Annotated in this window: 33 protein-coding genes; 14 read left to right on the forward strand and 19 right to left on the reverse strand. The window is 66.7% G+C overall.

The window, feature by feature from the left end; genetic code table 11:
* Positions 1-2: 2 nt before the first annotated feature.
* From MU521_RS14155 to MU521_RS14190, 8 genes are all read right to left on the reverse strand, one after another.
* Entirely contained in the window at positions 3-383 is a 381-nt protein-coding gene (locus MU521_RS14155) for a lycopene cyclase domain-containing protein (RefSeq protein WP_092693261.1), read from the reverse strand.
* 92 nt (positions 384-475) lie between these two features.
* Positions 476-862 carry a DUF8159 domain-containing protein gene (locus MU521_RS14160; protein WP_092693259.1) on the reverse strand — a complete coding sequence of 129 codons (387 nt, stop codon included), beginning with the start codon at positions 860-862 and terminating at the stop codon, positions 476-478.
* A 168-nt stretch (positions 863-1,030) separates the two neighbouring features.
* Positions 1,031-1,885, reverse strand: coding sequence for a UbiA family prenyltransferase (locus MU521_RS14165; RefSeq protein WP_092693258.1), 855 nt, complete (start codon positions 1,883-1,885; stop codon positions 1,031-1,033).
* Between the two features lie 58 nt (positions 1,886-1,943).
* Positions 1,944-3,062 carry a pyridoxal phosphate-dependent aminotransferase gene (locus MU521_RS14170; RefSeq protein ID WP_092693256.1) on the reverse strand — a complete coding sequence of 373 codons (1,119 nt, stop codon included), beginning with the start codon at positions 3,060-3,062 and terminating at the stop codon, positions 1,944-1,946.
* 51 nt (positions 3,063-3,113) lie between these two features.
* The gene (locus MU521_RS14175) at positions 3,114-3,569 is read right to left on the reverse strand and encodes a ferritin-like domain-containing protein (RefSeq protein ID WP_092693254.1); all 456 of its coding nucleotides are present in this window, start codon (positions 3,567-3,569) and stop codon (positions 3,114-3,116) included.
* Between the two features lie 60 nt (positions 3,570-3,629).
* Positions 3,630-3,776, reverse strand: coding sequence for a hypothetical protein (locus MU521_RS14180; protein ID WP_175452884.1), 147 nt, complete (start codon positions 3,774-3,776; stop codon positions 3,630-3,632).
* Positions 3,777-3,825: 49 nt separating this feature from the next.
* On the reverse strand, positions 3,826-4,101 hold the full coding sequence (locus MU521_RS14185) for a DUF7521 family protein (protein ID WP_217630168.1): 276 nt from the start codon (positions 4,099-4,101) through the stop codon (positions 3,826-3,828).
* The gene (locus MU521_RS14190; RefSeq protein ID WP_092693253.1) at positions 4,098-4,457 is read right to left on the reverse strand and encodes an ArsR/SmtB family transcription factor; all 360 of its coding nucleotides are present in this window, start codon (positions 4,455-4,457) and stop codon (positions 4,098-4,100) included. Before MU521_RS14190 ends, MU521_RS14185 begins: the two co-directional genes overlap by 4 nt.
* Positions 4,458-4,584: 127 nt before the next feature.
* Here MU521_RS14190 and MU521_RS14195 point away from each other — a divergent pair, with 127 nt between their 5' ends.
* Positions 4,585-5,022 carry a hypothetical protein gene (locus tag MU521_RS14195; protein ID WP_092693251.1) on the forward strand — a complete coding sequence of 146 codons (438 nt, stop codon included), beginning with the start codon at positions 4,585-4,587 and terminating at the stop codon, positions 5,020-5,022.
* Positions 5,023-5,027: 5 nt separating this feature from the next.
* The gene (locus MU521_RS14200; protein ID WP_092693249.1) at positions 5,028-5,282 is read left to right on the forward strand and encodes a hypothetical protein; all 255 of its coding nucleotides are present in this window, start codon (positions 5,028-5,030) and stop codon (positions 5,280-5,282) included.
* 33 nt (positions 5,283-5,315) lie between these two features.
* On the opposite strand, the gene MU521_RS14205 is transcribed toward MU521_RS14200, so the two are convergent.
* On the reverse strand, positions 5,316-5,861 hold the full coding sequence (locus tag MU521_RS14205) for a hypothetical protein (protein ID WP_092693246.1): 546 nt from the start codon (positions 5,859-5,861) through the stop codon (positions 5,316-5,318).
* The gene (locus MU521_RS14210) at positions 5,858-6,610 is read right to left on the reverse strand and encodes a DsbA family protein (RefSeq protein WP_175452883.1); all 753 of its coding nucleotides are present in this window, start codon (positions 6,608-6,610) and stop codon (positions 5,858-5,860) included. The genes MU521_RS14205 and MU521_RS14210 overlap by 4 nt, the downstream gene beginning before the upstream one ends.
* A gap of 204 nt (positions 6,611-6,814) precedes the next feature.
* On the opposite strand from MU521_RS14210, the gene MU521_RS14215 reads away from it, so the two are divergent.
* Positions 6,815-7,264 (forward strand): pyridoxamine 5'-phosphate oxidase family protein, encoded by a 450-nt coding sequence (locus MU521_RS14215; RefSeq protein WP_092693244.1) that lies wholly within the window; start codon positions 6,815-6,817, stop codon positions 7,262-7,264.
* Positions 7,265-7,298: 34 nt separating this feature from the next.
* Here MU521_RS14215 and MU521_RS14220 read toward each other — a convergent pair whose 3' ends face one another.
* The gene (locus MU521_RS14220; RefSeq protein WP_092693243.1) at positions 7,299-8,030 is read right to left on the reverse strand and encodes a proteasome assembly chaperone family protein; all 732 of its coding nucleotides are present in this window, start codon (positions 8,028-8,030) and stop codon (positions 7,299-7,301) included.
* A 159-nt stretch (positions 8,031-8,189) separates the two neighbouring features.
* On the opposite strand from MU521_RS14220, the gene MU521_RS14225 reads away from it, so the two are divergent.
* From MU521_RS14225 to MU521_RS14245, 5 genes are all read left to right on the forward strand, one after another.
* Positions 8,190-9,107: an SDR family NAD(P)-dependent oxidoreductase gene (locus MU521_RS14225; protein WP_092693241.1), complete on the forward strand. Its 918-nt coding sequence runs from the start codon at positions 8,190-8,192 to the stop codon at positions 9,105-9,107.
* Between the two features lie 39 nt (positions 9,108-9,146).
* Entirely contained in the window at positions 9,147-9,476 is a 330-nt protein-coding gene (locus MU521_RS14230) for a DUF6114 domain-containing protein (RefSeq protein ID WP_092693240.1), read from the forward strand.
* Positions 9,477-9,542: 66 nt separating this feature from the next.
* A complete protein-coding gene (locus MU521_RS14235) occupies positions 9,543-9,827 on the forward strand; it encodes a hypothetical protein (RefSeq protein WP_092693238.1) in 285 nt (94 codons plus the stop codon).
* Positions 9,828-9,903: 76 nt separating this feature from the next.
* Positions 9,904-10,809 (forward strand): RsmB/NOP family class I SAM-dependent RNA methyltransferase, encoded by a 906-nt coding sequence (locus tag MU521_RS14240; RefSeq protein ID WP_092693236.1) that lies wholly within the window; start codon positions 9,904-9,906, stop codon positions 10,807-10,809.
* Complete coding sequence (locus MU521_RS14245) at positions 10,806-11,324, forward strand: DUF7122 family protein (RefSeq protein WP_092693235.1); 519 nt, start codon at positions 10,806-10,808, stop codon at positions 11,322-11,324. Before MU521_RS14240 ends, MU521_RS14245 begins: the two co-directional genes overlap by 4 nt.
* Here the strand turns inward: MU521_RS14245 and MU521_RS14250 are convergent.
* The 4 genes from MU521_RS14250 to MU521_RS14265 form a co-directional block, all read right to left on the reverse strand.
* Entirely contained in the window at positions 11,318-11,512 is a 195-nt protein-coding gene (locus MU521_RS14250) for a DUF7333 family protein (protein WP_092693233.1), read from the reverse strand. The two genes, MU521_RS14245 and MU521_RS14250, sit on opposite strands and share 7 nt — an antisense overlap.
* 81 nt (positions 11,513-11,593) lie before the next feature.
* Positions 11,594-12,373, reverse strand: a complete 780-nt coding sequence (locus tag MU521_RS14255; protein ID WP_092693231.1) for a hypothetical protein — start codon at positions 12,371-12,373, stop codon at positions 11,594-11,596.
* 99 nt (positions 12,374-12,472) lie between these two features.
* Positions 12,473-13,261: an aldo/keto reductase gene (locus tag MU521_RS14260; RefSeq protein ID WP_092693509.1), complete on the reverse strand. Its 789-nt coding sequence runs from the start codon at positions 13,259-13,261 to the stop codon at positions 12,473-12,475.
* A gap of 99 nt (positions 13,262-13,360) precedes the next feature.
* Positions 13,361-14,647 carry a digeranylgeranylglycerophospholipid reductase gene (locus tag MU521_RS14265; RefSeq protein ID WP_092693230.1) on the reverse strand — a complete coding sequence of 429 codons (1,287 nt, stop codon included), beginning with the start codon at positions 14,645-14,647 and terminating at the stop codon, positions 13,361-13,363.
* A 306-nt stretch (positions 14,648-14,953) separates the two neighbouring features.
* Here MU521_RS14265 and MU521_RS14270 point away from each other — a divergent pair, with 306 nt between their 5' ends.
* Together MU521_RS14270 and MU521_RS14275 are read left to right on the forward strand one after the other, a co-directional pair.
* Positions 14,954-15,913 carry an alpha/beta hydrolase gene (locus MU521_RS14270; RefSeq protein WP_092693227.1) on the forward strand — a complete coding sequence of 320 codons (960 nt, stop codon included), beginning with the start codon at positions 14,954-14,956 and terminating at the stop codon, positions 15,911-15,913.
* 39 nt (positions 15,914-15,952) lie between these two features.
* Positions 15,953-16,390 (forward strand): GNAT family N-acetyltransferase, encoded by a 438-nt coding sequence (locus tag MU521_RS14275; protein ID WP_092693224.1) that lies wholly within the window; start codon positions 15,953-15,955, stop codon positions 16,388-16,390.
* Positions 16,391-16,396: 6 nt separating this feature from the next.
* On the opposite strand, the gene MU521_RS14280 is transcribed toward MU521_RS14275, so the two are convergent.
* From MU521_RS14280 to MU521_RS14295, 4 genes are all read right to left on the reverse strand, one after another.
* Positions 16,397-16,738, reverse strand: coding sequence for a DUF7344 domain-containing protein (locus tag MU521_RS14280; RefSeq protein WP_092693222.1), 342 nt, complete (start codon positions 16,736-16,738; stop codon positions 16,397-16,399).
* A gap of 85 nt (positions 16,739-16,823) precedes the next feature.
* Entirely contained in the window at positions 16,824-17,591 is a 768-nt protein-coding gene (locus MU521_RS14285; RefSeq protein WP_092693220.1) for a helix-turn-helix transcriptional regulator, read from the reverse strand.
* A 363-nt stretch (positions 17,592-17,954) separates the two neighbouring features.
* Positions 17,955-18,818: a 2-oxoacid:ferredoxin oxidoreductase subunit beta gene (locus MU521_RS14290; RefSeq protein WP_092693218.1), complete on the reverse strand. Its 864-nt coding sequence runs from the start codon at positions 18,816-18,818 to the stop codon at positions 17,955-17,957.
* Complete coding sequence (locus MU521_RS14295) at positions 18,818-20,584, reverse strand: 2-oxoacid:acceptor oxidoreductase subunit alpha (protein WP_092693217.1); 1,767 nt, start codon at positions 20,582-20,584, stop codon at positions 18,818-18,820. Before MU521_RS14295 ends, MU521_RS14290 begins: the two co-directional genes overlap by 1 nt.
* Positions 20,585-20,726: 142 nt before the next feature.
* Between MU521_RS14295 and MU521_RS14300 the strand changes: the two genes are divergently transcribed.
* Genes MU521_RS14300 through MU521_RS14315 form a run of 4 tightly spaced genes read left to right on the forward strand, consistent with a single transcriptional unit; the run spans position 20,727 to position 23,432 of the window.
* Entirely contained in the window at positions 20,727-21,368 is a 642-nt protein-coding gene (locus MU521_RS14300) for an FAD-dependent oxidoreductase (RefSeq protein ID WP_092693215.1), read from the forward strand.
* Positions 21,369-21,420: 52 nt separating this feature from the next.
* On the forward strand, positions 21,421-21,801 hold the full coding sequence (locus MU521_RS14305) for a hypothetical protein (protein ID WP_092693212.1): 381 nt from the start codon (positions 21,421-21,423) through the stop codon (positions 21,799-21,801).
* 44 nt (positions 21,802-21,845) lie between these two features.
* Positions 21,846-22,799 carry an alpha/beta fold hydrolase gene (locus tag MU521_RS14310; RefSeq protein ID WP_092693210.1) on the forward strand — a complete coding sequence of 318 codons (954 nt, stop codon included), beginning with the start codon at positions 21,846-21,848 and terminating at the stop codon, positions 22,797-22,799.
* Positions 22,800-22,853: 54 nt separating this feature from the next.
* Positions 22,854-23,432 carry an NUDIX domain-containing protein gene (locus MU521_RS14315; RefSeq protein WP_092693208.1) on the forward strand — a complete coding sequence of 193 codons (579 nt, stop codon included), beginning with the start codon at positions 22,854-22,856 and terminating at the stop codon, positions 23,430-23,432.
* Positions 23,433-23,493: the final 61 nt, after the last annotated feature.

Here is a 23,493-nt window from a genome sequence, read left to right on the forward strand (position 1 = left end):
GGTCACTCACCGGTGTCGGCCGTGGACTCCGTCCCCCGTCGCTCGGCCAGCCACTTCTCGACGGACTCGTGGACCCCGACGACCAGCGACGGAACGAGGATCATGAACACATGTTCCTCGATCGGCACCTCGAATACCTCAAGGCCAGTCCGGAGCGGGATCTCGAAGACGCCGACTTCGAGCGTGTACCGATCCCAGAGGTAGGCGGGCAGGTAGACGACGGCGACGACGCGGCCGGCGGCACGGAAGGCGTTTGCGTACCGGAGGAGTGCGACCGCGACGGCTCCCCACAGGAATTCGGTGACGAGGTACGTGTAGGGACCGAAGACGCCGATGTCGGGGAGCGAGCGGTTCGAGCCGTCGTCCGTGTTCGGGGCGGACATACGTGCCTATGCGGCCGACAGCCGCATCAATCCGACGCCGGAGGAGACGGGTGTCGACGAACCCCACACCCCACCCGTGACGGTTCGCCGTGTCAGGCCTCGACGAAGGAGACTTTGCCGGCGGCGAGTTGCTCGCGGGAGACGAGCGAGTCCAGGACGCGCTGGAGGTACTCGCTGTGTTCGCTGTCGCCGAGAATGCAGGCTCGCGCCCAGTCGGCGTCGATGCAATACGAGGCGGTCGGCACCAGCGCGTCCCCCTCGTAGATGTGGACCGTCAGCTCGGGCCGGCCGGCCCCGTCTCGGACGACTAGCAGGAACGCGGCTGCGACCGCCGCGACCTGTTCCGTGATGGCGTCCCGGTCGTCCGTGGACGGCACGCGGTAGCCCAGCGACATCGCGTCGTCGGCGACCACGAGCGATTCGAGTTCCGCTTCGGTAACCGCCAGCGATTCGTTCACCGCAGTCTGGAACGTCGACATGTGATGGGATCCCTTGCCGTATACGAACGGGCCCGCCCGGGTGTACGTGTCGCCGGCTATGCCCCGGCATTTATTATATATCTTATCGTTTCTCGGATCGACGTCCCGTAACAAATCCCGGTTTGCGGGCGCCTTCGCGTCGGGTTCCGTGGGCGAGGCGGACGACGGTCACACGGCCAGGGGGCGGAACCAGGTAGCGGCGATCAGGACCGCGAGGAAGAGATACGATCCCCGGATGAGCAACATCGTGGCCAGTCGGTCGTCGGCACGCCGGGTAGTGAGCGCGACGGCCCCGAAGACGGCCGGTGCGGCGGCCGCGCTGGGCGGGAAGACCCCGGCCGCGGCGAAGGCCAGGACCGCAGCCAGGCCGAGTCCCATGAGTCCGTAGGCGGTCAGGCGCGCACGGTCGCGGCCGAGTACCACGGCGACGGTCCGCTTCCCGATGGACTGGTCGTATTCGTAGTCCTGTGCGTCGTCGATCACCTTGATGCCCGAGAGGACGACGAGGAACGTGCCCGCGAACGCGGGCGCGACGGGGGCGAGCGTCCCGGCCTGGACGTAGTACCCGCCGAGCAACGCGATCGCGATACCCGTCGGATAGCCGACGGTCGCGGTCACCGGGTGGGTGTCCAGCTGGGGCGCGTGGAAGTAGCCGATGGCCCACCCGGGCGCCGTCAGCAGCGCGGCCGGGAGGTCGACGAGCAGTGCGATGGCGACGACACAGCAGGCGAAGGTCAGCGTCGCACCGGCGAGCGCGAGCCGGCACCCGCGGGCTGTCAGTGGGTGGTCGTCGTCCTCCCCGCGGACGAAGAAGTCGACGTAGCCGTCCTTGACGTGGGCCGTGTAGAGGCCGGCGAAGACGGCGGTGGCGTGGAGGCCAGCCAGCGGGAGCGACTCGACGCCGGCCAGGAGGGCACCGAACAGCGACGCGGCCAGGGGCGGCAACATGAACACCGGATGAATCTGCGAGGAGAGCGCCCCGACGGCGGCTGTGAGACCGCTACCATGGCGAGTGATTGCCATGGTGCGTTCGTCGTTCTCGGCGCGGATAAAACGTGCCGGCGGCGGGTGACAGGACGGTTCAGACCGCCTGCGCCGCGTCGTCCATGATCTCCAGAGCCTCCTTCAGCGTCTCCACGTCGACGGCGTAGGAGATGCGGGCGTAGCCCGTGCCGTGTTCGCCGAACGCGTCGCCCGGGACGACCACGACGCCGCGCTCGATCACTTCGTCGACGAATCCCTCGGGCACTCGCGGCATCGCGTAGAACGCTCCTTCGGGCGTCGGACAGTCGAGGCCGATGTCGGCCAGGCCGTCCAGCAGCACGTCCCGGCGCTCCTCGAAGGCCCCCACCATCTCCTCGACTGGCTCCTGGGGACCCGAGAGGGCGGCCTCGGCGGCGTGCTGGGAGGCGGCGGTCGCGCAGGCCTGTCCGTACTGGTGGGCACGGAGCATCCGCTCGATCCGGCGCTCGCTGGCGGTGATCCAGCCCAGCCGCCAGCCCGTCATCGAGTAGGTCTTCGAGCACGCACCGACGACGGCGACGTTGTCCGTCTCCGCGAATTCCAGCGGTGAGCGGTGTTCACCCTCGAAGACGATGTGTTCGTACACCTCGTCGGAGAGACAGAGCACGTCGTGTTCGTCGGCGATGCGGGCGAACTCGCGCATGTCCGCGGGCGACTGGACCGCACCCGTCGGATTCGCCGGGGAGTTCACGACGAACACCGCCGTGTCGTCTGTGATCGCTTCCTCGACGGTCGCCGGGTCCATCGTCAGGTCCTCGCGCAGGGGGACTGGTTTCGGATCGCCGCCCGCGATGTGGGTCAGCGCCTCGTAGGAGACGAAACCGGGGTCGGGGTAGATCACTTCGTCGCCCGGGTCGACGTGGGCCTCCAGCGCGATGTGGAGCGCTTCGCTGCCCCCGGCGGTCGCGACGACGTGTTCGGGGTCCACAGTCAGACCGTAGTCCCGGTCGTACTTCGCCGAGATGGCGTCTCTGAGTTCCCGGGTCCCCTTGTTGGAGGTGTAGGCGTCGGCCTCGCCGGCCTCGATGGCGTCGACGGCGGCCTCGCGGACGTGGTCGGGGGTGGGGAAGTCCGGCTGACCAAGCCCGAGGTTGATCGCGTCTTCGCCGGCGGCCTCGAACACCTCGCGGATGCCCGAGATCGACACCTGCTCGATCCGGTCGGAAAACTCCGTCATACCCTACTCCGGGGGACCGATCCCGATAATGGTAGTGGATTCTAAAACAGCTCAGTCCTGCCGGTACTCCTTGCGGAACCCGCGGAACTCCGTCCGGTGAGCCTCCTCGTCCGCGAGGACCGTCACCGCGATGTCCTCGGTCACCGGATCGTTCGCGTCCTCGGCGGCGTCGATCAGTTTGCGGTAGGTCTCGATGGCGTCGTTCTCGGCGTCGAGCACGCCCTCGATCACGCTGAGTACGTCGGTGGAATCTTCGGGAGGCTGCAGCGAGTGCTGGCGCGCCTCGAACTCCGCCGAGCCCGGCGGGCGTGCGTCGAGCTGTTTCAGCCGCTGGCCGAGCATCTCGGCGTGGTTCAGCTCCTCTTGGATGTCGGCCTGGAGACTCGCTTTGACTTCCTCGGCGCTGACGCCGTCCAGCACGATGGAGTTCGTGAGGTAGTTCATCACGGTCTCGATCTCGTCGCTGTACGCCGTCTGCAGGAGGTTGATTACTTCGTCGTTCGTCATCGTTCCATCTTGGATCGCCGGGTACTTAGACACGAACCAAGCGGACAGAAGGGCTGGCTCTCAGTCGGTCGCCTCGTCGAGGTCCTCGATGTGCCCCCGCAAACGCTCCAGCGCCACGTCCGGGTTCATGTAGCCCTGATCGTACTCCTCGAAGACGGTCTCGGTTTCCGTGAGGAACGTCTCGACGGCTTCGTCCGTGTCGGTCATGGAACACCGTCCGACTGGGAGCGGGGTGAAGGTTGCGAAGCGGAGCCGCTCACTCGCTGCCCAGCGTCAGTGACGCCAGGATCAACACCATCCCGCTTGAGACGACCACGGCCTGGACGAGCGCCGCCGACAGGAGGGAGGTGCCGAACAGCTGGTAGATCAGCCCTTCACAGATCGCGCCGACGCCGATGAACACGAACCCGACGGCGACGTACAGCATCGGATCGTTCCCACTCCGTCGGTAGCCGTGGAAGGCAAGCGCCGCAACTGCGAGGGCGAGCACGAGCGTGACGAGTTTGACGAGCAAAAAGGGAGCGTCGATCATGTGCGATCCCTGAGGTTCGACCAGAGGGCGGTGAAGTTGTCCGCGAGTTCGTCCCGCGTCGTGACCGATCCCTGGAGTTCGCCGTCGTCCATCTCGAGGTGAAGTTCCTCAAGCGTCGTCTCGTACTTCCGTCGGTGGGCCCCGTCGTCGTCCACGGTCGAGCGCTCGTCGACGAGTTCGTAGTCTTGGAGCGTCGAGACACGACGGTAGATCGTCGCGAGCGAAGCGTCACAGATATCGCTGAGGTCTTTCGCCGTCCGTGGCTCCTCGTCGGCCGCCAGCAGAATTCGCCGCGAGTAGTCGTCCGCGAGGAGCTGAAGAACATCGGCGATCGGCGCACGCTCGCCACCGTCCATGACCTCACGTACACCACCCCCGGACAAAGGCCCAGCGGTTCGGCACTCACTGCCATTAGTAGTGCGTGTTTTAAACAAGACTGCAAAGAGCCAGTTCGTTTTAGTCGGCCACTGGCGAACGAGGGGTATGAACCGTTTCCGGACACGCGTCCTGAAGGCGCTGGCGGTGGGGACCGGCACGTTCGTGCTCTTCGGGGTCGTCACGGGATTGATCCCGAATCCCCTCTACGTCCGCATGGTCCCGCGGACGGGACTGGACTACCTGTTCCTGACGCTCACTGCGGGCGCGCTCGCCCTCTATACGTTCCAGCGAACGCCCGACGGCGACGACGGGGCTGCAGCCGCCGGGACCGCCCTGGGCTTTCTCGCGTTCGGTTGCCCGATCTGTAACGCCATCCTGCTGGCGCTGTTCAGCAGTTCCGCACTGATGACCTATCTCGACCCGCTCCGGCCGGTGCTCGGTGTCGTGAGCGTCGTCGTCTTCGCGGGACTCCTCTACGTTCGCTCCCGGCGATCCTGTGAGGACTGTGCCGGCTCGCGATCGGCGGGTTCGGGGGCCGACTGAGACCCATGCCGGATTCGACTGGAGCGTCTGCCGACGGTTCGGACGCCCGGTGGCCGCTCGTGGCCGTCGGCGGTGCAGTGAGCCTCTGCTGTCTGTTCGCCGCGCCCACGGCGACCGGCGCCGCGGGCGGTGCCGTCGCGGGGGGCACGACGGCGGCGCTCGGCGGGGGTGTCATCCGCGTCGCGGTCTCGGCCCTGACGGTCGGTCTCCTCGCCGTCGTGTGGCGACGACGCACCGACGCGAGCGGTTGTGAGCAGTAAGGTCGTCGGTCAGGTCGGTTTCGTGCCCGTCGCTTACTCGCCGCCGGTCGCAGACGGGATCGTACACCGACGGGGATCACCGAGCCGGGAGAGGTAGGCCACGAGGAGGAGGAGACCGGCCAGACGGAGGAGGTTCCCGTCGAAGGGCAGCATCGAGAGTGCACCGACGAATCCGAGCGTGCCGAGGAGGCCGGCCCCACAGCTCGCACAGCCCGAGGCGAGGAGCCCGGGAAGGACGCTGGACAGTCCGCGAGCGCTCGTGCCCCCAGCGTGACGGATGCGGCCGATTGCCGTCGTGAGGGCGATCCCGGTCAAAACGGCGTAGACGACGATCAGGCCGAGCGCGACCGCGCCGACCGACTGGTAGGTGTTCGCAGTGAGTGCGACGATCGCCTCGTCGAGGTAGCCCAGATCCGTCGTGAGCATCTGCATCGAGTAGGTCGGAAACGACGACAGAATCAATAGGGCGTACGTCACGGCGGCGAACGCGAACGTGGCTACCGTCCGCCCGGTGGAAGTGAACGGATACCCGAAGGCCGCGACGAACCGCGAGATGTGGGCGTCGACGGCGTCGTTCATGCGTTTTTCACTTTGGAGATGGCCGAGTCGAAGCGCTCGTAGGGCTGTGCGCCGACGATTTTCCCCGCCTTGTCGGACTCGCGATTGTAGAGGACGAACGCCGGCGAGCCGCGGATCCCGTACTGGGACGCCTGCTGAACGTCCGTTTCGATCGCTGCCTCGATCTCGGTGCCGTGGCTGTCCAGACACGTCTCGACGGCGTCGGCGTCGACACCCTCGACATTCGCCGTGATTTCCAGGAGATTCTCCGCGGACGCCCAGCCGGAGTTTTTCTCCCCCTGTGCGTCGAACACCGCCGAGTGCCAGTCGAGGTACCGGGCGGCGTCCCCACCGCGGACCTGTCGCCAGACACACCGATCCATCACCGCAGCGGTCATCGACGACTCGGAGAGGTAGGGGTACTGGATGAACACGAAGCGGACAGTCCCCGGCCGGACGTGGTTCTCGACGATCTTCGGGAAGGAGTCTGCCTCGAACCGGCGACAGAACGGGCACTGGTAGTCGCTCCAGTAGTACACGTCGACCGGGGCGTCCATCTCGCCCATGATCGGGTGGCCCCCGAGTTCGATCCCGAGGCCGGTCGTCTCGGACCTGCTGTGAAACTGCGTGCGGTTCGATTCACTCGAGGTCGGTTCGGCGCTGTCGGAATCGAGTCGTGAGGCACCGTAAACGACACCCCCGCCGGCGACGAGCGTGCCGATGCCGCCCAGCATGGCTCGTCGTGTCGTCGACGAATCCGGACCGTCCATGCGTCCTGGTCGTGGTGGAGCCCACATAGTGCGTGCGGCGATTTGCTGAGCCTGCAAATCGCGAGGTCCTTCGCCGGTGGCTCCCGAGAAGTGGCCGACCGACCATCGCTCGTGTCCCGCCAGCGAGCGGTTCCGAGACCAGTCGCTGGCGAGTGGGAGCGGTTCGGGAGGGGTGTTATTACGACTCGCGGTGGTTGGTAGCGTATGCAGGGGCTCCGATGGGTCCAGCTCAGTTCGAAGGAACGGGACGCGTTCCTCGGCGACGGTGGCACGGGCGTGCTATCGTTCTCGACACCACCCGAAGAGCCACCGTGGCTGCTCCCGATATCTTACGGGTACGACGCGAACACGGGGCTGTTGTACTTCAGTCTCTCGTTCCCGGCGGGTTCGACGAAGTCGGCGGTCGTCGACGGCCCGGTCGCGTTCGCGACACACGAGGAGACACCTGACGGCTGGCGAAGCGTCGTCGCCGTGGGCACGCTGGAAGAGGTGGCCGACATGCCCTACGAATCGAGCGCCGTGCAGGGGCTGTGGACGGTGGAGATCCCGGCGGTCGATATCTTCGATCGGCCACGCGAGGAGGTTACGTTCCGGGACTTCGTGCTGGATCCGGAGACGATAACAGGTCGAAAGGAAGTCCAGACCGAAGGCTAATCCGGGTCGACTGCTGGCGTCGGCCCGGGAAGTCTCACTGGAAGCCGATGGGCTGGGCCTGCGAACTCTCGTCGCCGGCCTGTCCCATCTGCTGGGCGAGTTGCTGGCGCGCGTTGGCGATCTCTTCGGCCTGATCGACCAGTTTCTGGGTGTCGACTTCGATCCCTGCGACGGGTGCGATGGCGTCGATCAGGAGCGTGCGGGCGGCCTCGGGATCGGGGAACTGGGCGTTGGATTCGACGACGAACCCGAGCCCGTCGAGGTCGTCCTGTTCGGCTCGCGAGAGCAGGTTGCCGGTGGGCCCGCTGATGAGACCGCTCTGTGGCGGAGCGGGGATGTCGTACTCCTCCAGCAAGTCGCCGGCATCGCCGGTCGCGATTCCGTGGAGTTTCGGCGGCCCGTCTTTCTCGGCCGGGAGGCCGCTGAGATACAGCGGCAGGGCGTCCTGCTCGTCGATCCAGCCCGAGAGGCAGGCCGCGAACTCCGTGGCGTCGCTGGGGGAGACGGGCACGTCGCTCTGGAGGGCGAGCAGGTCCCGCTCGTGATCGGCGTAGATCCGGACAGGCGGTTCGACGGTGGGGTCGCCCTCGTGGTAGACGGCCACGTCGGGCAGTCCCGCACACCGACAGGATGCGTAGTAGCTCATGTCGAACGTGTCGACGAGGTGGTCGGTCGCGATCTTCCCGACGAGCCCGACGCCCGGCAGCCCTTCGATCAGGACCGGGGACTCCAGCGAGCGGTCGTCGTGGACTTCTACGTGTGCCATGGCCGACCTTGGAACGGGAGTGAGTAAAAAGTCCGTGGGCCGTCGCCGTCCGGCGGTCGGGTGTCGGATCGCCGGCCAGTGCCCTCGACGGCCGTGTAGGCGTTCTGTGCGCGAAGAATTCCACGAATATTATGTGGAATTGGGTAGAATTGCCGGGTGATGATACTCGGGGAACGGGATCCGGAAGTGAAAGCGGGGGTACAGGATGTTGATATGTCCGGGCAGACGGTGCTGGTGACCGGGTCGACGAACGGCCTCGGTCGGCAGGCCGCTGTGGCGATGGGACGGCTCGGGGCCGACGTGATCGTCCACGGACGCGACCAGGCAGCCGGTGAGAGCGCCGTGCAGGAACTGGAGGGACTCGGCTCGGACGCCCAGTTCGTCTCGGCCGACTACACCGACGTGACGGCGGTCCGAGAGATGGCCGCCGAGGTCGAGACGGCCGTCGACGAGATCGACGTCCTCTGTAACAACGCCGGCGGACTGTTCGAGGACGGCGAGCGGACCGACCTGGGCGTGGACCTGAACTTCCACATCAACCACCTCTCGCCGTTCCTGCTGACGACGGAGTTGCTCGACACGCTCGCGTCGGACGCCCGGGTCATCACGACGGCGTCCATCGGTCACCGCGTCTCCTCGCTGAACCTCGACGCCCTGATCGAACCCGGTCCGTTCTCGGAGTGGGCGGCCTACTGCCAGTCGAAGCTGGCGAACATTCACTTCTCGAACGAACTCGCCCGGCGACTGGACAACGCCGGGAGCGACGTGACCTCGAACTCCTTCCACCCCGGCATCATTCCCGGGAGCGAATTCTCGCGTGCGCTCCCGGGCCCGATCCAGCAGTTCGGCGACCTGCTCGACGACGTGCCACTGACCGACTCGCCCGAGGACGGCGCGGCCACCATGGCCTACCTCGCCGCGTCCGGAGACGTCGAGGGAGACACCGGGAAGTACTACGCACGTTGTCGCAAGCGCCGCCCCGCACCCGACGCCCGCGACGAGACGGCCCAGCGCGACCTCTGGAAGCGTAGCGCCGACCTGCTGGGCATCGAGGAACCGCTCGCCGACTACGCCTGACGAGCCCAGGGTTTTCCGTGCGAACGTGGACGTGCCGGTATGCGTGGGAACCGCGGTCCCGTCGCCGGCCCGTTCGTGGTGATCCTCGCCGGGGTCGTCATCGCCGCCGTGCCGCTCCTGTTCGGGGATATCCTCGCCGTCTTCGGAGCCGACGGCGCGCCGGCGGTGGGCCTCGGAATCGGTGGTGCGCTCGTCCTCGTCGGCGTGGCCGCCCACCTCCAGCCCTCGTTCACGACCGAACTCGGTGTGGTCGCCATCGTCCTCTCGCTGCTGTCGGTGTTCGGCGCGCTGGGCGGCCTCGTCGGCGGCCTCCTGCTCGGCGTCGTGGGCGGGAGCCTCTGTGTCGCCTGGCAGCCGTCGACGGAGTGACCGGGCCGGCCGGGACCGCCCCCGAGCCGCGAGAGGGTTTTGTGTCTCGGCCTCGTCGCGTCCCGTATGGGTTCGATCACCCTCTTCACCACGTCGGAGTACGAACCGCAGGCGTTCGACGCCGTTCTGTTCCGGGACGGACTGGTCGTCTGCGTGCGAGCGGACGAGGAGTCGGTCCGGCTGGTCCCCATCGACAAAGTCAACCACGTCGACGGCGACGCCGAAGACGTTCTCGTCGAGACCGAGATCCCCGAATCGTTCTACGGCGGGGCCGAGTACGGCTTCGCCGAGGTCGAGCAGTTCCCCGACCTGCAGGCCCACCTCGAAGACATCGAGCGCGAAGCGTACTGACCGCGCACTCCCCGCTGGTCGAGTCGCCCGGGCCGGATGGCCGACGTTTTTACCGCCGGGAGCGAACGGACGGCCGATGGAGGTACTGGACCGTTACGAACCGCTGATCGACGACTTCGAGGCGTTCCGTGCGGCCTGCGAGCGCCCCCTACCGCCGGTGGTCCGCGTCAACACGATCGAGACTGACCCCGAGACCGCACGGGAAGCCCTCGAATCGGAGGGGATCAGCGTCGACCCCTGCGAGTGGCATCCCGGCCTGTTCAGACTGGACACCCAGCCCGGGGCGAACTGGCCGTACTACCACGGCTGGCTCCACGGCCAGGAGGAGGTCTCGGCCGTCCCCGCGACCGTCCTCGATCCCGACCCGGGCGACCGGGTATGGGACGCCTGCGCCGCGCCCGGGAGCAAGACCACCCAGCTCTCGGCGCTGATGGACGACCGCGGCCTGCTGGTGGCCACCGACAACAACCTCGGCCGCATCTCCGCACTGCGGAGCAACGCCGAACGACTGGGCGCCACGAACGTCGCCGTCACCCGCGAGGACGCGCGCAACCACTCGCTGAAGCCCTGGGAGTCGAAACCCTACGACGCCGCACTGGTCGACGTACCGTGTTCCTGCGAGGGGACCATCCGGAAGAACCCCGACACCCTGGACGAGTGGTCGCTCGAACACGTCGAGGGCATCGCCGGCTCACAGAAGGGTATCCTCCGACGCGCGGTCCAGACGGTCCGGGAGGGGGGACACGTCGTCTACTCGACCTGCACGTTCGCGCCCGAGGAGAACGAAGCCGTCCTCGACCACGTCCTCACAGAGGAGGACTGCCGGCTGGTCGAGTTCGACCTCCCCCTCGACCACGCGCCCGGCGTGACCGAGTTCGAGGGCGAAATCTTCGACGAGTCGGCCCGGAAAGCGAAGCGAATCTACCCGCACCACAACGATACGGGCGGGTTCTTCTGTGCGAAACTGGAGGTGACCGGATGACAGACCAGCACGACGGCCAAGAGTTCGTCCGCCTCCCGACCGATCCCGGCGACCGGATTCACGAGGACCAGCCCACTCGTGAGGAAGTCCTCGACTGGTGGGTCGACCGGTTCGGAATCGGCCGGGAGTGCCTCGCCGAGTTCAGCTACTGGGAGAAAGGCCGCGGGAAGATCTGGGCGTTCCACGCCGACACCGACTCGCCCGTCCGGGTGGAGGGACTCGGCATGAGCGTCCTGCGGACCCGCGGTGACCACTGGAAGCCGACGACGAACGCGGTCCAGCGATTCGGGAACCGAGCGGAGCAGAACGTGATCCACCTCACCCGCGAGCAGGCCGCGGCGTTCGTCGCGGGCGAGGATCGGGAGATCGCGTGGGACGGCGACTGGGGCTACCTGATCGCCACCCACGACATCGTCGGGGAGACCGAACCGCTCGGTGTCGGCCTCTACCTGCACGGGGAGTTGCGCTCACAGATCCCGAAGGGGCGGCGGCGGGACCTCGGTGCGGATCAGTAACCGGCGCGATACTCGCCGTGTTTGACGCCCAGGAACAGACAGATCCCGCCGAAGACGAGCGTCGACGGCAGGACCATCATCACGATCGTGGTCGTCGCCATCGGGATCGGCGCGGCGATCAGGCCACCGATACCGACGACGATCAGCACGGCGAACAGTGCCAGCGTCTTCGCCAGATCGAACTCCATATCTGACCCGTGGGAAGCGACGAAAATCAGGATTGTGTTTCCGGCGGGCCGGTCCGCGGGACGGCGCTCGTCTCGGCGACCTCAGTCGTCGTCACCGTCGTCACCGCCGTCGGCTTTCGGCCGGACGAGGTCGGCCAGCGTCACCAGGATGCCCAGCACCCAGCCGACGGGGACGGAGAGGCCGAACCACATGCCGGCGAAGGCGATCCCTTCGAGGTCGTACCGGGTCCGGAGGTACGCGTTCACGTTCGCGAAGTCGAGTGGGTTCTCCAGCAGCCAGATGGCGAGGCGCTCGCTCTCGGGGAGGACGACCGCCGCGACCGTCGGCGAGTACAGCGCCGCGACGACCGGCGGGAGGAAGATCGCCGTCATCGCGAACGGCCACGCGAACACGACCGTCGTCACCCGCCCGCCGATGACGCGGAAGCCGACCGCCAGCGCCGCGGCGACGACGGCGACCGTCGAGGCGGCCGCGACCGCGAAAAAGCCCTCCGTGAGCCCGTCGAACCGGACGTACGACGCCGCGGTCAGCGCGCCCCAGAGGACGACAAAGAGAGCGACGACGCCCACCGTCCCGAGTCGGAGCGCCGCGCTGTCGAGTCGCCGGCTCTGGAAGCGCAAGACGACGCCGAGCAAGACGAGTGGGTAGACGAGTCCGATGATCGGAATCCCGAGGTAGTACCAGGTGTTGTAGGTCAGTTTCTCCCGGGCCGTCTTCGGTTGCCACTTCCCGAGGACGGAACTCGAAGCGTTGCGCTGGCGCGGAAAGAACAGCTCCATCCAGGTCTCGTGCATCCGCCGCAGATCGAAGCGGATATCGTCGACGACACCGCCCGACGCGCGTCCGCGTCCCGCTGCCATGTGCGGCGGGTAACGACGCGGGGGGTATAATCATTCTGGCCTCGTCAGACGGGTGTCAGTTGGCGTGAATACGAGGGGTTCGATGGCCGCTCCGGCCAGTCACCAGGCGTCGGGCGCGAAGTCGGGGTGGACGCGGCGGTCGCGCTCGTCGATGGCGTCGATCCGGTCGATATCCTCGTCGGTCAGGTCCAGGTCGCCGCTCTCCCAGTTGTCCCGGATGTGGGCCTCGTTCGTGGCCTTCGGGATGGCGGTGACGCCTTTCTCGCGGAGCCACGCGAGACTGACCTGCGCGGGGCTGGCGTCGTGGGCCTCGGCGATGTCGACGATGGTGTCGTTCTCGAACACCTGTCCGCGGGCCAGCGGCGAGTACGCGACCAGTTCCAGCTCCGTCTCCGCCGCGTACTCCCGCAGTTCCGCCTGTGGCAGGAGGGGGTGCATCTCTACCTGGTTGGCGAACACGGGCATGTCGGCGTGGTCGCGAGCCGTCTCGACGTGGTCGGGCTCGAAGTTCGACACGCCGAAGCGCTCGATCTTCCCCTCGTCGGAGAGCTGATTGAACGCGCCGATCGTCCCCTCGGGGTCGTACTCGCCGGACGGCCAGTGGATGTACAGCAGGTCCACGTAGTCGACGCCGAGTTTGTCGAGACTGCGCTCGGTACTCTCGATTACGTCGTCGTGGGAGAGCTGTGAGATCCACACCTTCGTCGCGAGGAAGACGTCCTCGCGGTCCACGTCGGCCTCGGCGATGCCGCGACCGACGGCGTCCTCGTTACCGTAGGCCTGTGCGGTGTCGATGTGGCGATAGCCCGTCTCCAGTGCGGTTCGGACGCTCTCTGCACACTGGTCGGCGTCGTCGTTCTGCCAGGTGCCGAGACCGAGCATCGGCATGCCGCTGGCACGCGGGACGCTCTCGGGGTCGAGTTGGGGGGTCATAGTCACCGGAGGAATGAGTGCCGCGCGCAAAACCGTTGTGAAATCGGCACCGGCCTAGTTCTGGAAGAGTTTCGCGATGGCCGCGACGGCACTGGCGGGGTTGGCCCCGGCACCGTCGAACCGCTGTTTCGCGTAGTCGACCAGCAAGGGGAGGTCGCCGGTGTGGATGAGCTTCCCGATGGCCAGCGGACTCCCCTTGTTGGCCCTGGCCAGCGTCTCGTCGGGCGTCTGCCGGAGATCGGCCATCAGCTGATCGTATCGCTCGTTGGGCGCGAGATAGAGGAGCTTCGTCATCAGCAGTCGGTTGCGCATCCGGGGAGCGACCCGGTCGTGCCAGAGGTCGTCGTAGGTCGCCATGTTCTCGGCGGAGGTATCGGGCTCGTTGGGCGTGAGGCACTTGTCGGCCGTGACGGCCGCGACGCGGCCCGACTCCATGCACTTGTGGATGCCCTCGCCCCACAGCGGGTCGATGGTCGGCACGGTGTCGCCGATGGCCATGAAGTTGTCCGTGCTCAGCGTGCCGGGCATCTGGATGTGGGCCGACCCGCGGTGCATCTTGCCTTCGAGTTTGGTCGCGTTCTCGAAGCGGGGATCGGTCTCCAGCCAGTAGTCCAGATGGTCGTCGATGGTCATCCCGTCCTTGCCGCGGGACTGGAAACGCTCGTTCTGGATGTAACAGAGGCCGACCTTGGCGGTGTCTTCCCCGGTGTGGAAGATCCAAGAGTACCCACCGGGCGCGAGGTCGTGGTCGAGCCGGAGCATCATCGCGTCGGTCAGGTCGGCGTAGCGGTCGTGATCCACGCCGAGACCCTCGAACTCGTACTCGATGCCGATGGCCTGGTTCCGGCGTTCCAGATCGGTCACGCCAAGTTCACGGGCCAGCGGCGCGGACGGACCGGTCGCGTCGACGACCACGTCGGCGTACACCTCCTCGGAGCCGTTGTACTCGACGCCGACGATCTCGCCGCCGTCCATGATGGGGTTGGCGACGCGAGCGTCGAACCAGTACTCGGCCCCCTTCGAGCGGCCTTCCGCGACGAGCCACTGCTTGAAGTCGGCGAATTCGAGGACCGCACCCGCCCGTTCCTGGACGTAGTGATCGTTGGGCGACTCCAGGACGACGTTGTCGGTGTAGTTCATCACCACGTCGCTTGGCACGTTGAACGAGGCCATCATCGACGGGAACGTGCCGGCGGTCGACTTGTTGCTCTGGCGCGGGAACTCGTCTTCGGCCTCCGTTTCGAGGACGAGGACCTCGTAGTCCCGTGCCGCCAGGTCGCGAGCGCACTGTGCTCCAGCCGGCCCTGCACCGGCGACGACTACGTCGTAGTGATCAGTCATAGCGTCGTGTTGTGAACTGCAGATCCGTTCTCGTGGCGCTGTTCCCCACCGGAAACCGAACCGTCTCGCCGTGCGCAGCACCGACACCCCGACGCCGACACCGTGACGACGGCCCCCACCGCATCACCCCACACGATGTTTTCGGACTGCGCACTCATTGTTCACCATTATCGCTTCATCTCGTAAAAAAGGACCCTCTCCGCGGCGAAAACAGCCGGCTCTCGCGGCCTGGATCGAGGGTTGTTAAAAGTGGCCGTAAGTGAGAGGTAGAACGTTCATCAGGGGCCCGGTGTGAAAGAAAAGCACATGTTCGACGACCAGCCGGTACGGGGGGAACTCGACGAGCACGTCGAGAACATGCTCGACTTGCTCAACGACTACGACATCACACTCTCGAAGGGGACACCGGAGGACGCACGCGAGCAGTTGACGATCATGACGAACCTCTCGACGGGTGAGCCAGAGGCGGTCGACACCGTCGAGGACGTCGAGATTCCGCCTGCCGGGAACGGCGAGGAGCCCATCCCGGCCCGGGTGTACGCGCCGGCCGGCGACGGTCACCCGACGGTCACCTTCTTCCACGGCGGCGGCTTCGTCGCGGGCGATATCGACACCCACGACGAACTCTGCCGGATGCTGGCCAACCGCGCGGAGGCGGTGATCGTCTCCGTCGAGTACCGCAAGGCACCGGAAGCTCCGTGGCCGGAACCGATCAAGGACGCCTACGCCGGCGCGCAGTGGACCAGCCGCAACGCCGACGAGTACGGTGGAGACACGAGCACGCACGTCGTCGCGGGCGACAGCGCCGGGGGGAACCTCAGTGCCGTCGTCTCGCTGATGGCCGCCGAGCGCGGCATGCCGAACATCGACCGGCAACTCCTGCTCTATCCGGCCACGACCTACATGGACCCGATGCCCTCGCGGGCACAGAACGGGGACGGCTACTTCCTGACGGCCCAGGACATGCTCTGGTTCGTCAAACACTACATCGACGACGAGATCGACGCCCACCACCCGTGGGCGTTCCCGCTGAACGCCCGGCGTGACAAACTCGCCGAGACGCCGCCGGCGTTCGTCCTGACCTGCGGGTTCGACCCGCTCCGGGACGAGGGCCACGCCTACGCGCAGGAACTCGCCGAGGCCGGCGTCGACGTGGAGTACAGCAACCACGAGTCGATGATCCACGGCTTCCTCAACATGGAAGGCATCGTCGATCACACCTACGAGGGCGTCGAGGAAGTCGCCGAACAGATCCGCAAGGCCTGACGGCGCGGTGTTTTTGTCGCCGGCACACTACCTGTCAACATGGTCGAGTCCGGCGTCGTCGTCGCCGACACCGAACGCGAGCGGGCCGACGCCCTCGCCGTCCGTCACGCCGTCTTCGTCGAGGGACAGGGCATCGCCGAGGACCGCGAACTCGACGGGCTGGACGACGGGGCCGTCCACGTCGTCGCGTACGACGACGGGAACCCCATCGGAGCCGCCCGGCTCCGCGAGCCCGAGACGGGAACGGGGAAGGTCGAGCGCGTCGCCGTCCGCGAGGACCGACGCGGCGAAGGGTGGGGACGGCGCGTGATGGCGACCGTCCACACCGCGGCTCGCGAGCGCGGACTCACGCGACTCGTCCTGCACGCACAGACCGAGGTCGAAGGGTTCTACCGAGGACTCGGCTACCGGACGGTGAGCGACGAGTTCGAGGAGGCAGGGATTCCCCACGTCGAGATGGTCCGGGCGCTGGACTGAACGGGGTCAGCGGCTCGTGAACTCGACGTGTTCGACGAGGCCGACCAGATCGTCGAGTGGGGGGCGTGGCTCCACCACCGTCGCCTCGGGGTCGTAGCTGAGGACCCCGAGCGCGTCGAGTTTCGGGAGCGTCCGGTGATGCAGGTCGACGACGACCCGGCCGCGGTCCTGTGGCCCCTCCGGGTGGAGACGGATCTCGGTGGCCAGTTCCTGAGCGGTCACGCTCCCCTCGGTCCCGTGGAGGACACGGACGACGGCCCGCCGGCGCTCGTCAGCGAGCGCTTCGAGTGCCTCGTCCACCGATAGCTCCCCGAACCCCGAGAGCCCGCGAACCAACTGCTGGCCCATCGAGTGTGGATACGAACTGTACCGGCAAAGTATTACTGAGCGACTTTCGATCAGATCGTGATCGAGGATCGGGAAGTGATCGTGTTCAGCGTTCGCGTGTGCTGTCGGACGCGACAATCCCGTCGAGGAACTCCTCGACCCACTCGACGGCGGCGTCGGTATCGTTCGTGACGACTGCCAGCAAGCGGTCCATGTCGTTGGAGACGGAGACGGCGACGCGGCCGTCACCCACCGCCGCGCCGTAGTTGTAGGCGTGCTCGGTCGCGTAGACGGTGGTGGTGTCGGCGTCGACGATAGCGCCGAACTTCTCGGGGTAGTTTGCTAACCCGGTCTCGACGACTTCTTCCGAGAGAATCAGGCGGGCGGGCAACCCTTCTTCGACGGTCAGTCGGTGGAACCCCTCGACGATGTAGGGGATGATCCGGTTCGAGTAGCCGTAGAACTCACCAGCGGACCGGGCGAGGTCGACCATCTCCGTCAGCGGTTCGTGTGGCGCGTGATCCTCGGCGTGGTGGATCTCGGCCCCCTCCAGAAGCCGCATGTCGAACCCGGCGTCACGGGGGAGGTGCGAGAGGAGACTCTCGGCTTCGGTGAGCGTCCCCAGCGTCCCGGCCACACGCTCGAACTCCGCACAGCAGAGGTCCCCGAAGTTGGTCAACTCGTAGACGGTCCCCGTCGAGGTGAGAATGCCCGCGTCCTCGAGTTCACGGAACGCGCGGTCGACTGTCGGACGCGACGCCCCCGTTCGCTCCTCGACGGCCTGCTTGTCGAACTCGTCGTCACACAGACACCGGAACACGTCGTGGCGCTTGTGGAAGAGGTGGAGAACCTCGGCGACGGAGTCTGCACTCATCACCCCACATCTCCGCCCTTACCGAGTAAAGCATTCTGGTCGTTAGGTTCACATTTCCAGGGTAGCGTCGACAGGCGGTTTGCGATGCCGTCTCCGAGGGCCCGCCGACGGGCTACGGAATCCCGCTCGACGACCGGCCCCCGTGGAGGCCGCATCACCGGTTCGGCGGCGGTCGCGGTGCGTGGCGGTCGCTGTGCGGGCACGGTCGTCGTACGGAGCGCGCCGTCGGCGCGCTCCGCTTTTTTGATCGACCTCTTTTCCGTGAGTAGTGCGGATCGGAGGTCCCGCATACCATGCGAACGGGCGCAAAGCGCCCGTGAGCAGATGGTGCGCGAAGCGCACCCGAACCGGAAAAAAGGTCGTCTAGTAGAACTCCCGGACGAGATCCATCGCGTCCTCGGGTGCGCCCTCGGGGATGTCCGCCATGGAGTCGGTCAGCCCTTCACGCTCGTCGAAAGGCACCGAACCCTCGTCCTGGTAGATGACGCCCTGGTACTCCTTGTCGGCGTCGAGGATGGCCGACTTGGCGTCGTCGTAGTCGGTCGGGTCGTGGTCGGCCTCGCTGAGGTCGACGATGGTGTCCCGGAAGTAGTCGTAGGTGTCCACGTCGTTGAACGTGACACACGGCGAGTAGACGTTGACGAAGCCGAAGCCGTCGTGTTCGATGGCCTGCTTGACGATTTCGGTGTGGCGCTGGCTGTCGGAACTGAACGACTGGGCGATGAACGTACCGCCCGCCGCCAGGGCCAGCGCCAGCGGATTGACCGGCGGCTGTTTGGGCCCCTCGGGCGTGGTCGCCGTCTCGAACTCCTCACGCGAGGTCGGCGATGCCTGCCCCTTCGTGAGGCCGTAGATGCGGTTGTCCATGACGACGTAGGTCATGTCGACGTTCCGGCGCACGGCGTGGATGAAGTGGCCCGCACCGATGGAGTAGCCGTCGCCGTCCCCGCCGGCGACCATCACTTCGAGGTTGGGATTGGCCAGCTTCGTCCCGATGCCCACGGGCAGTGCGCGACCGTGGACACCGTGGAGCGCGTAGCTGTGCATGTAGGTGCCGATCTTCCCCGAACACCCGATCCCGGCGACGACGAACGTATCGTCCGGGGAGTTGCCGGTGTTGGCCAGCGCTTTCATCATGCCGTTCATCGTCCCGAAGTCACCGCATCCGGGACACCACGTCGGTTGCTTGTCGGATTTGAAGTCCGTGAATCTGATCTCGGAGCTCATTATTCTGCTTCGACCTCGGTGGGTTCTGCGAGTTTGTCTTCGATTTCCTCTGCGAGTTCGTCGGCCTTGAATCGCACGCCGTTGTACTTGTTGACGCGCTTGACCCGCGTCAGCGAGTCGTGTTCGATCAGGTCGGCGAACTGTCCGGTCGCGTTACACTCGACGACGATTACGTCGTCTGCGGCTTCGATCTCCTCGGACAAGTCTGGACGGGGGAAGATGTACGGCACCGAGATGAAGCGCACGTCGGTGCCCTCCCCCTCGAGGAACTCGAGAGCCTCCCGCATCGCGCCCTCGTTCGAACCCCACGAGAGGACGAGGGTGTCCGAGTCGGGATCGCCGAATTCCCGGTAACTCCAGTCTTCCTCGTCGCGAGCGGTATCGACTTTCCGTTCGCGTTTGTCGACCTGCTCGATGCGCACGTCCGTGTCCTCGGTCCGGCGACCGAGTTCGTCGTGTTCCAGTCCAGTCGTCATGTGGGCACCGCCCTCGACGCCGGGGAGGGTGCGCGGGCTGACCCCGTCGGCCGTCGGGAAGTGGGGCTGGAACTGCCCTTTTTCGTTCTGCCAGGCGTCGATATCGTTCTCGTCGACGATCTTCCCGCGCTCGATCTCGACCTCGTCCATGTCGAAGGTCTCGGGCGGGAACGTCTGCTCGGTGACCGCCAGCGAGAGGTCCGCGACCAGATACACCGGGGTCTGGTACTTCTCGGCGAGGTTGAACGCCTCGACGGTCTTCCAGAAACACTCCGAGATGTTCGTCGGTGCGACGACGAAGCGCGGGATCTCGCCGTGGCCCCCGTACAGCAACTGGTTGAGGTCGCCCTGTTCCTGTTTCGTGGGCATCCCGGTCGACGGCCCGGACCGCATCACGTCACAGATGACGAGGGGGGTCTCGCTGGTCGCCACGAGCCCGAACGTCTCGGTCATCAGGTCGATACCGGGGCCCGAAGTGGCCGTCATCGCGCGGGCTCCCGCGCGGGCCGCGCCCAGCGCCATGTTGATCGCGGCGAGTTCGTCCTCGGCCTGGACGACTTTCCCGCCGTAGCGGTCGATCCGGCCGGTCAGGTACTCCATCACGTCCGTCGCGGGGGTGATGGGGTAACCCGAGTAGAACCGACAGCCGGCGGCGATGGCACCCATGCCGATTGCCTCGTCGCCGTTCAGGAGGACGTAGTCGTTGTCCGTGGTCTCGACGTCGTAGTCGAAGTCGTGGTCGAACTCTTCCTGGACGTAGTCCTGGCCGAGTCGGGCGGCCTTCTTGTTGTTCTCGACGATGGCCTGTCCCTTGTCTTTGAACCGCTTTTCCAGCGATTCGTCGAGGTTCGCGATGGGGAAGTTCGTCACCTCGCAGGCAGCCCCGAGGGCGACGATGTTGCGCATGATCGCGCCGCCGGCGTCCTCCGCCAGCGACTTGAGGGGCACGTCGAGCCCGATCATTCCCTCGGGGACCTCGACGTCCTGCATCGTGGTGCGCTCACCGTCGTAGATGATGACGCTGCCCTCGTGCAGTTCGTTCATGTTCTCGTCGATGGTTCGCTCGGTCAGAGCGATGAGAATGTCGAGTCTGTCGACGACACTCTCGACGCGGTCGACCGAGGTACGTACCTTGTACGCCGTGTACCCGCCACGGATACGCGACGCGAAGTCTTTGGAGGTGAAGACGTGGCGACCGGCACGGGACAGAGCTTGTGCGAAAATCTTGCCCGTCGAGTCGATCCCGTCGCCAGCTTCACCGCCGATGGCCCAGTTGAGGTCCGCGGGCATACTAGCGAGGGGCTACCCAGCCACGACGCAAAAGCCTTCTGCAATAGGTGTTCAGGTCCACAAATCGTTCAGCTAACTGACTGTACGTCCATTTCTCTTCGGATCGAAAGCACCTTTCGGCAAGGGCTCCCAGAAGGGAAATATGGAAGACGAACCCCTCTCCGTCGCCGCCGTGTCGTCGGTCGGTCAGAACGCCGTCGCCATCGCCTTCGAGTCGCCTCCCGACTTTGCCGCCCGCCCGGGACAGTTCGTCAAGCTCGTCGCCGAGGTCGACGGCGAGCGCGAGAGTCGCTTCTACACCATCTCCTCGTCGGACGTGGCCGACACCTTCGAGGTCACCGTCGAGATCGACCCCGACGGCGCGCTCGGCCCGATCCTCGCCGAACTGGACGCCGGCGACACCATGACGATTTCGGGGCCCTACGGCAACGCCTACTACGAGGACGAGCCACGCGCCGTGATTCTCGCCGGCGGTCCGGGCGTCGGTCCCGCGGTCGGCATCGCGCGCCGCGCGCTCGCTGACGGCAACGAGGCCGCCATCGTCTACCGCGACGACGACCCCATCCACGAGGACGCCCTCGACGAACTCGCCGCCGAGGGCATCACGGTCCACGTGCTGGACGCCGACGACGACATGGGCGAGGCGACGACCGACGTGTTGACCCACGACGAGGGCGAACAGGTGTTCGTCTACGGCTTCGCGGACTTTCTGGACGCCGCGACCACCGCCATCGACGCGGCGGGTGGTGACCCCGATGGAGCCAAGGTCGAGAACTTCGGCTAGGGCGGCGAAACGCGGGTGAGGTTTAACCCGCGTCGGTCGGTACTCGGTGGCGATGCACGTGTGTCGGTGGGCCCGCCTCGCGGGCCGGATCGGTGCCTGCCTGCTCGTCGTGAGTGCGGTCGCGGCACTGGTCGTGTCGGGTTCGGCCGTCGTCCAAGCCCAGGAAACCGCCACCGGGACGGCTACGGCGACGAACGCGACCGGCAACGGCTCACAGCTCCAGACGGCCGCGAGTGACGGCGACGATGGCAGCGATGGCATCGTCGGAACGGTGCTCGGTCTCCTCGGCAGTCTGGTCGGAGCCCTCGGGGGGATCGTCTGGGCGATCCTGGGTTTTCTCGACAGCACGATCGGCCACGCCCTGGTCGGGATTCCGCTGGGGATCTACCTCGGCCTGAAGATCATCGCACTCTACCTGGAGTATTACGAGTAGCCGCGTCCCGAACCGTTATTCGAGGGGCGACACCACGGTGGGCCATGGGACTACGCGACGCGCTCGGCGAGTGGTTCGAGGGCGAGGCGGAACGGGCGACGGACGTGGCCACCGGGGAGTCCGCGGCGCTGGACCTCGCTGCGGAGATGGCCGAGCACCCCCGGACCGTCACGCTCCGTGACGGCCGAGAACTGGGTTATGCGACCGTCGGCGACCCCGAGGGCGACCCCCTGATGCTGTTCCACGGGTTCCCCAACTCGCGGGTGTTCGCGGCGGCGTTCGATGGCGTTGCTCGCGAGCAAGGCGTCCGCGTGATCGCCCCGGAGCGCCCGGGCTTTGGGGTCTCCGACCCGGACCCCGACCGGACGCTGACCGACTGGCCGGCCGACGTGGCGGATCTGGCCGACGCGCTCGACCTGGACGGGTTTCCGGTCCTCGGGATCTCGGCTGGCGGCCCCTACGCCGCGGCGACGGCGGCGCTGCTCGACCAGCGCGTCGAGCGGGCGGGAATCGTCTGTGGCCTCGGCCCGATGGCGGCGGTCGGGCTCCGGAATCGGCTCTGGTACTACAGCGCTCGGTTCCTGCCGCCGGTGACGAAACTCGGGCTGTGGCTCGGCGGGCGGCAAGCCCTCGACGACCGGGACGCCTTCCTCGAATCCATGGCCGACAGCGCCGCGCCGGCGGACGGCCCGGTCTGGACCGGCGAACTCGGGACGGTCGTCCACGCGAGCATGGTGGAGTCGCGCCGCCACCACGGCCTCGATCCGCTGGTGACGGAGACCGCGCTGTTCGGCCAGCCGTGGGGGTTCGACCTCGGGGCAATCTCCGTCCCGACGTGGCTGTGGTACGGGAAGGCCGATACCGTCGTTCCGCCGGCGATGGGGTACTATCTCGCAGACGCCATCCCGACAGCGGAATCGCACTTCTACCCCGATCTGGGACATCTCTCGACGGTCGCGGAGACCGAGCGGGAGGTCTTCGAGACACTCTCGGCCTGACTCGTTCTGCCGGGTCGGAGGACATTTTACTGCGAACGAAAAGGCTGGGTGAGAATGGTCCGCGACGTGAATCGGACGGAGGTCGACCGCCGGCAGGAGCGACTGCTGTCGGAGTACGGTGACGTGCCCGTCCGCGAGGAACACGAGGAGGTGCCCGCCGGCGTGTTCCCGGAGTTGCGCGACCTGGCCACGGAGGGGTACACCGGCGGCGGCTACGTCTGGGTCGTGCGCGAACCCCCCGAGACGGCCCCGCTCTCGGAGTCGCTCCCGGCCGACATCCAGGAGGACCGGCGCGTCCTGATGATACTCTCGCGGGGCTCGACCCGGTGGGGCCTGCCCGGCGGCGGCCGGGAGTGTGGCGAGTCTTACGAGGAGACCGCGGTCCGCGAGGTGCGGGAGGAGACCGGGATCGACTGTCGGATCGTCGAACCGTTCCTGCTCCGCCGCCGGGTCAGCGTTTCGAAGGGTGAACACGACGAACGACTCCACACGCTGTGGGTCTTCTTCGACGGCCGGTACGAGGGTGGCCACCTCGCCATCCAGCCCGGCGAACTCAACGGTGCAGCGTGGTTTTCCCAGCCGCCCGCGCGGATGCACCCGGAAGGCGAGTTCCGCGCCGCAGACTGGGGCTGATTGTTATCACGGCCGATAATACGGGAGATACCTTTTACTCCGTCGAGAGACCTATTCGAGC

The sequence above is a fragment of the Halorientalis regularis genome (genome assembly GCF_023698535.1).
Taxonomy (GTDB): domain Archaea; phylum Halobacteriota; class Halobacteria; order Halobacteriales; family Haloarculaceae; genus Halorientalis; species Halorientalis regularis.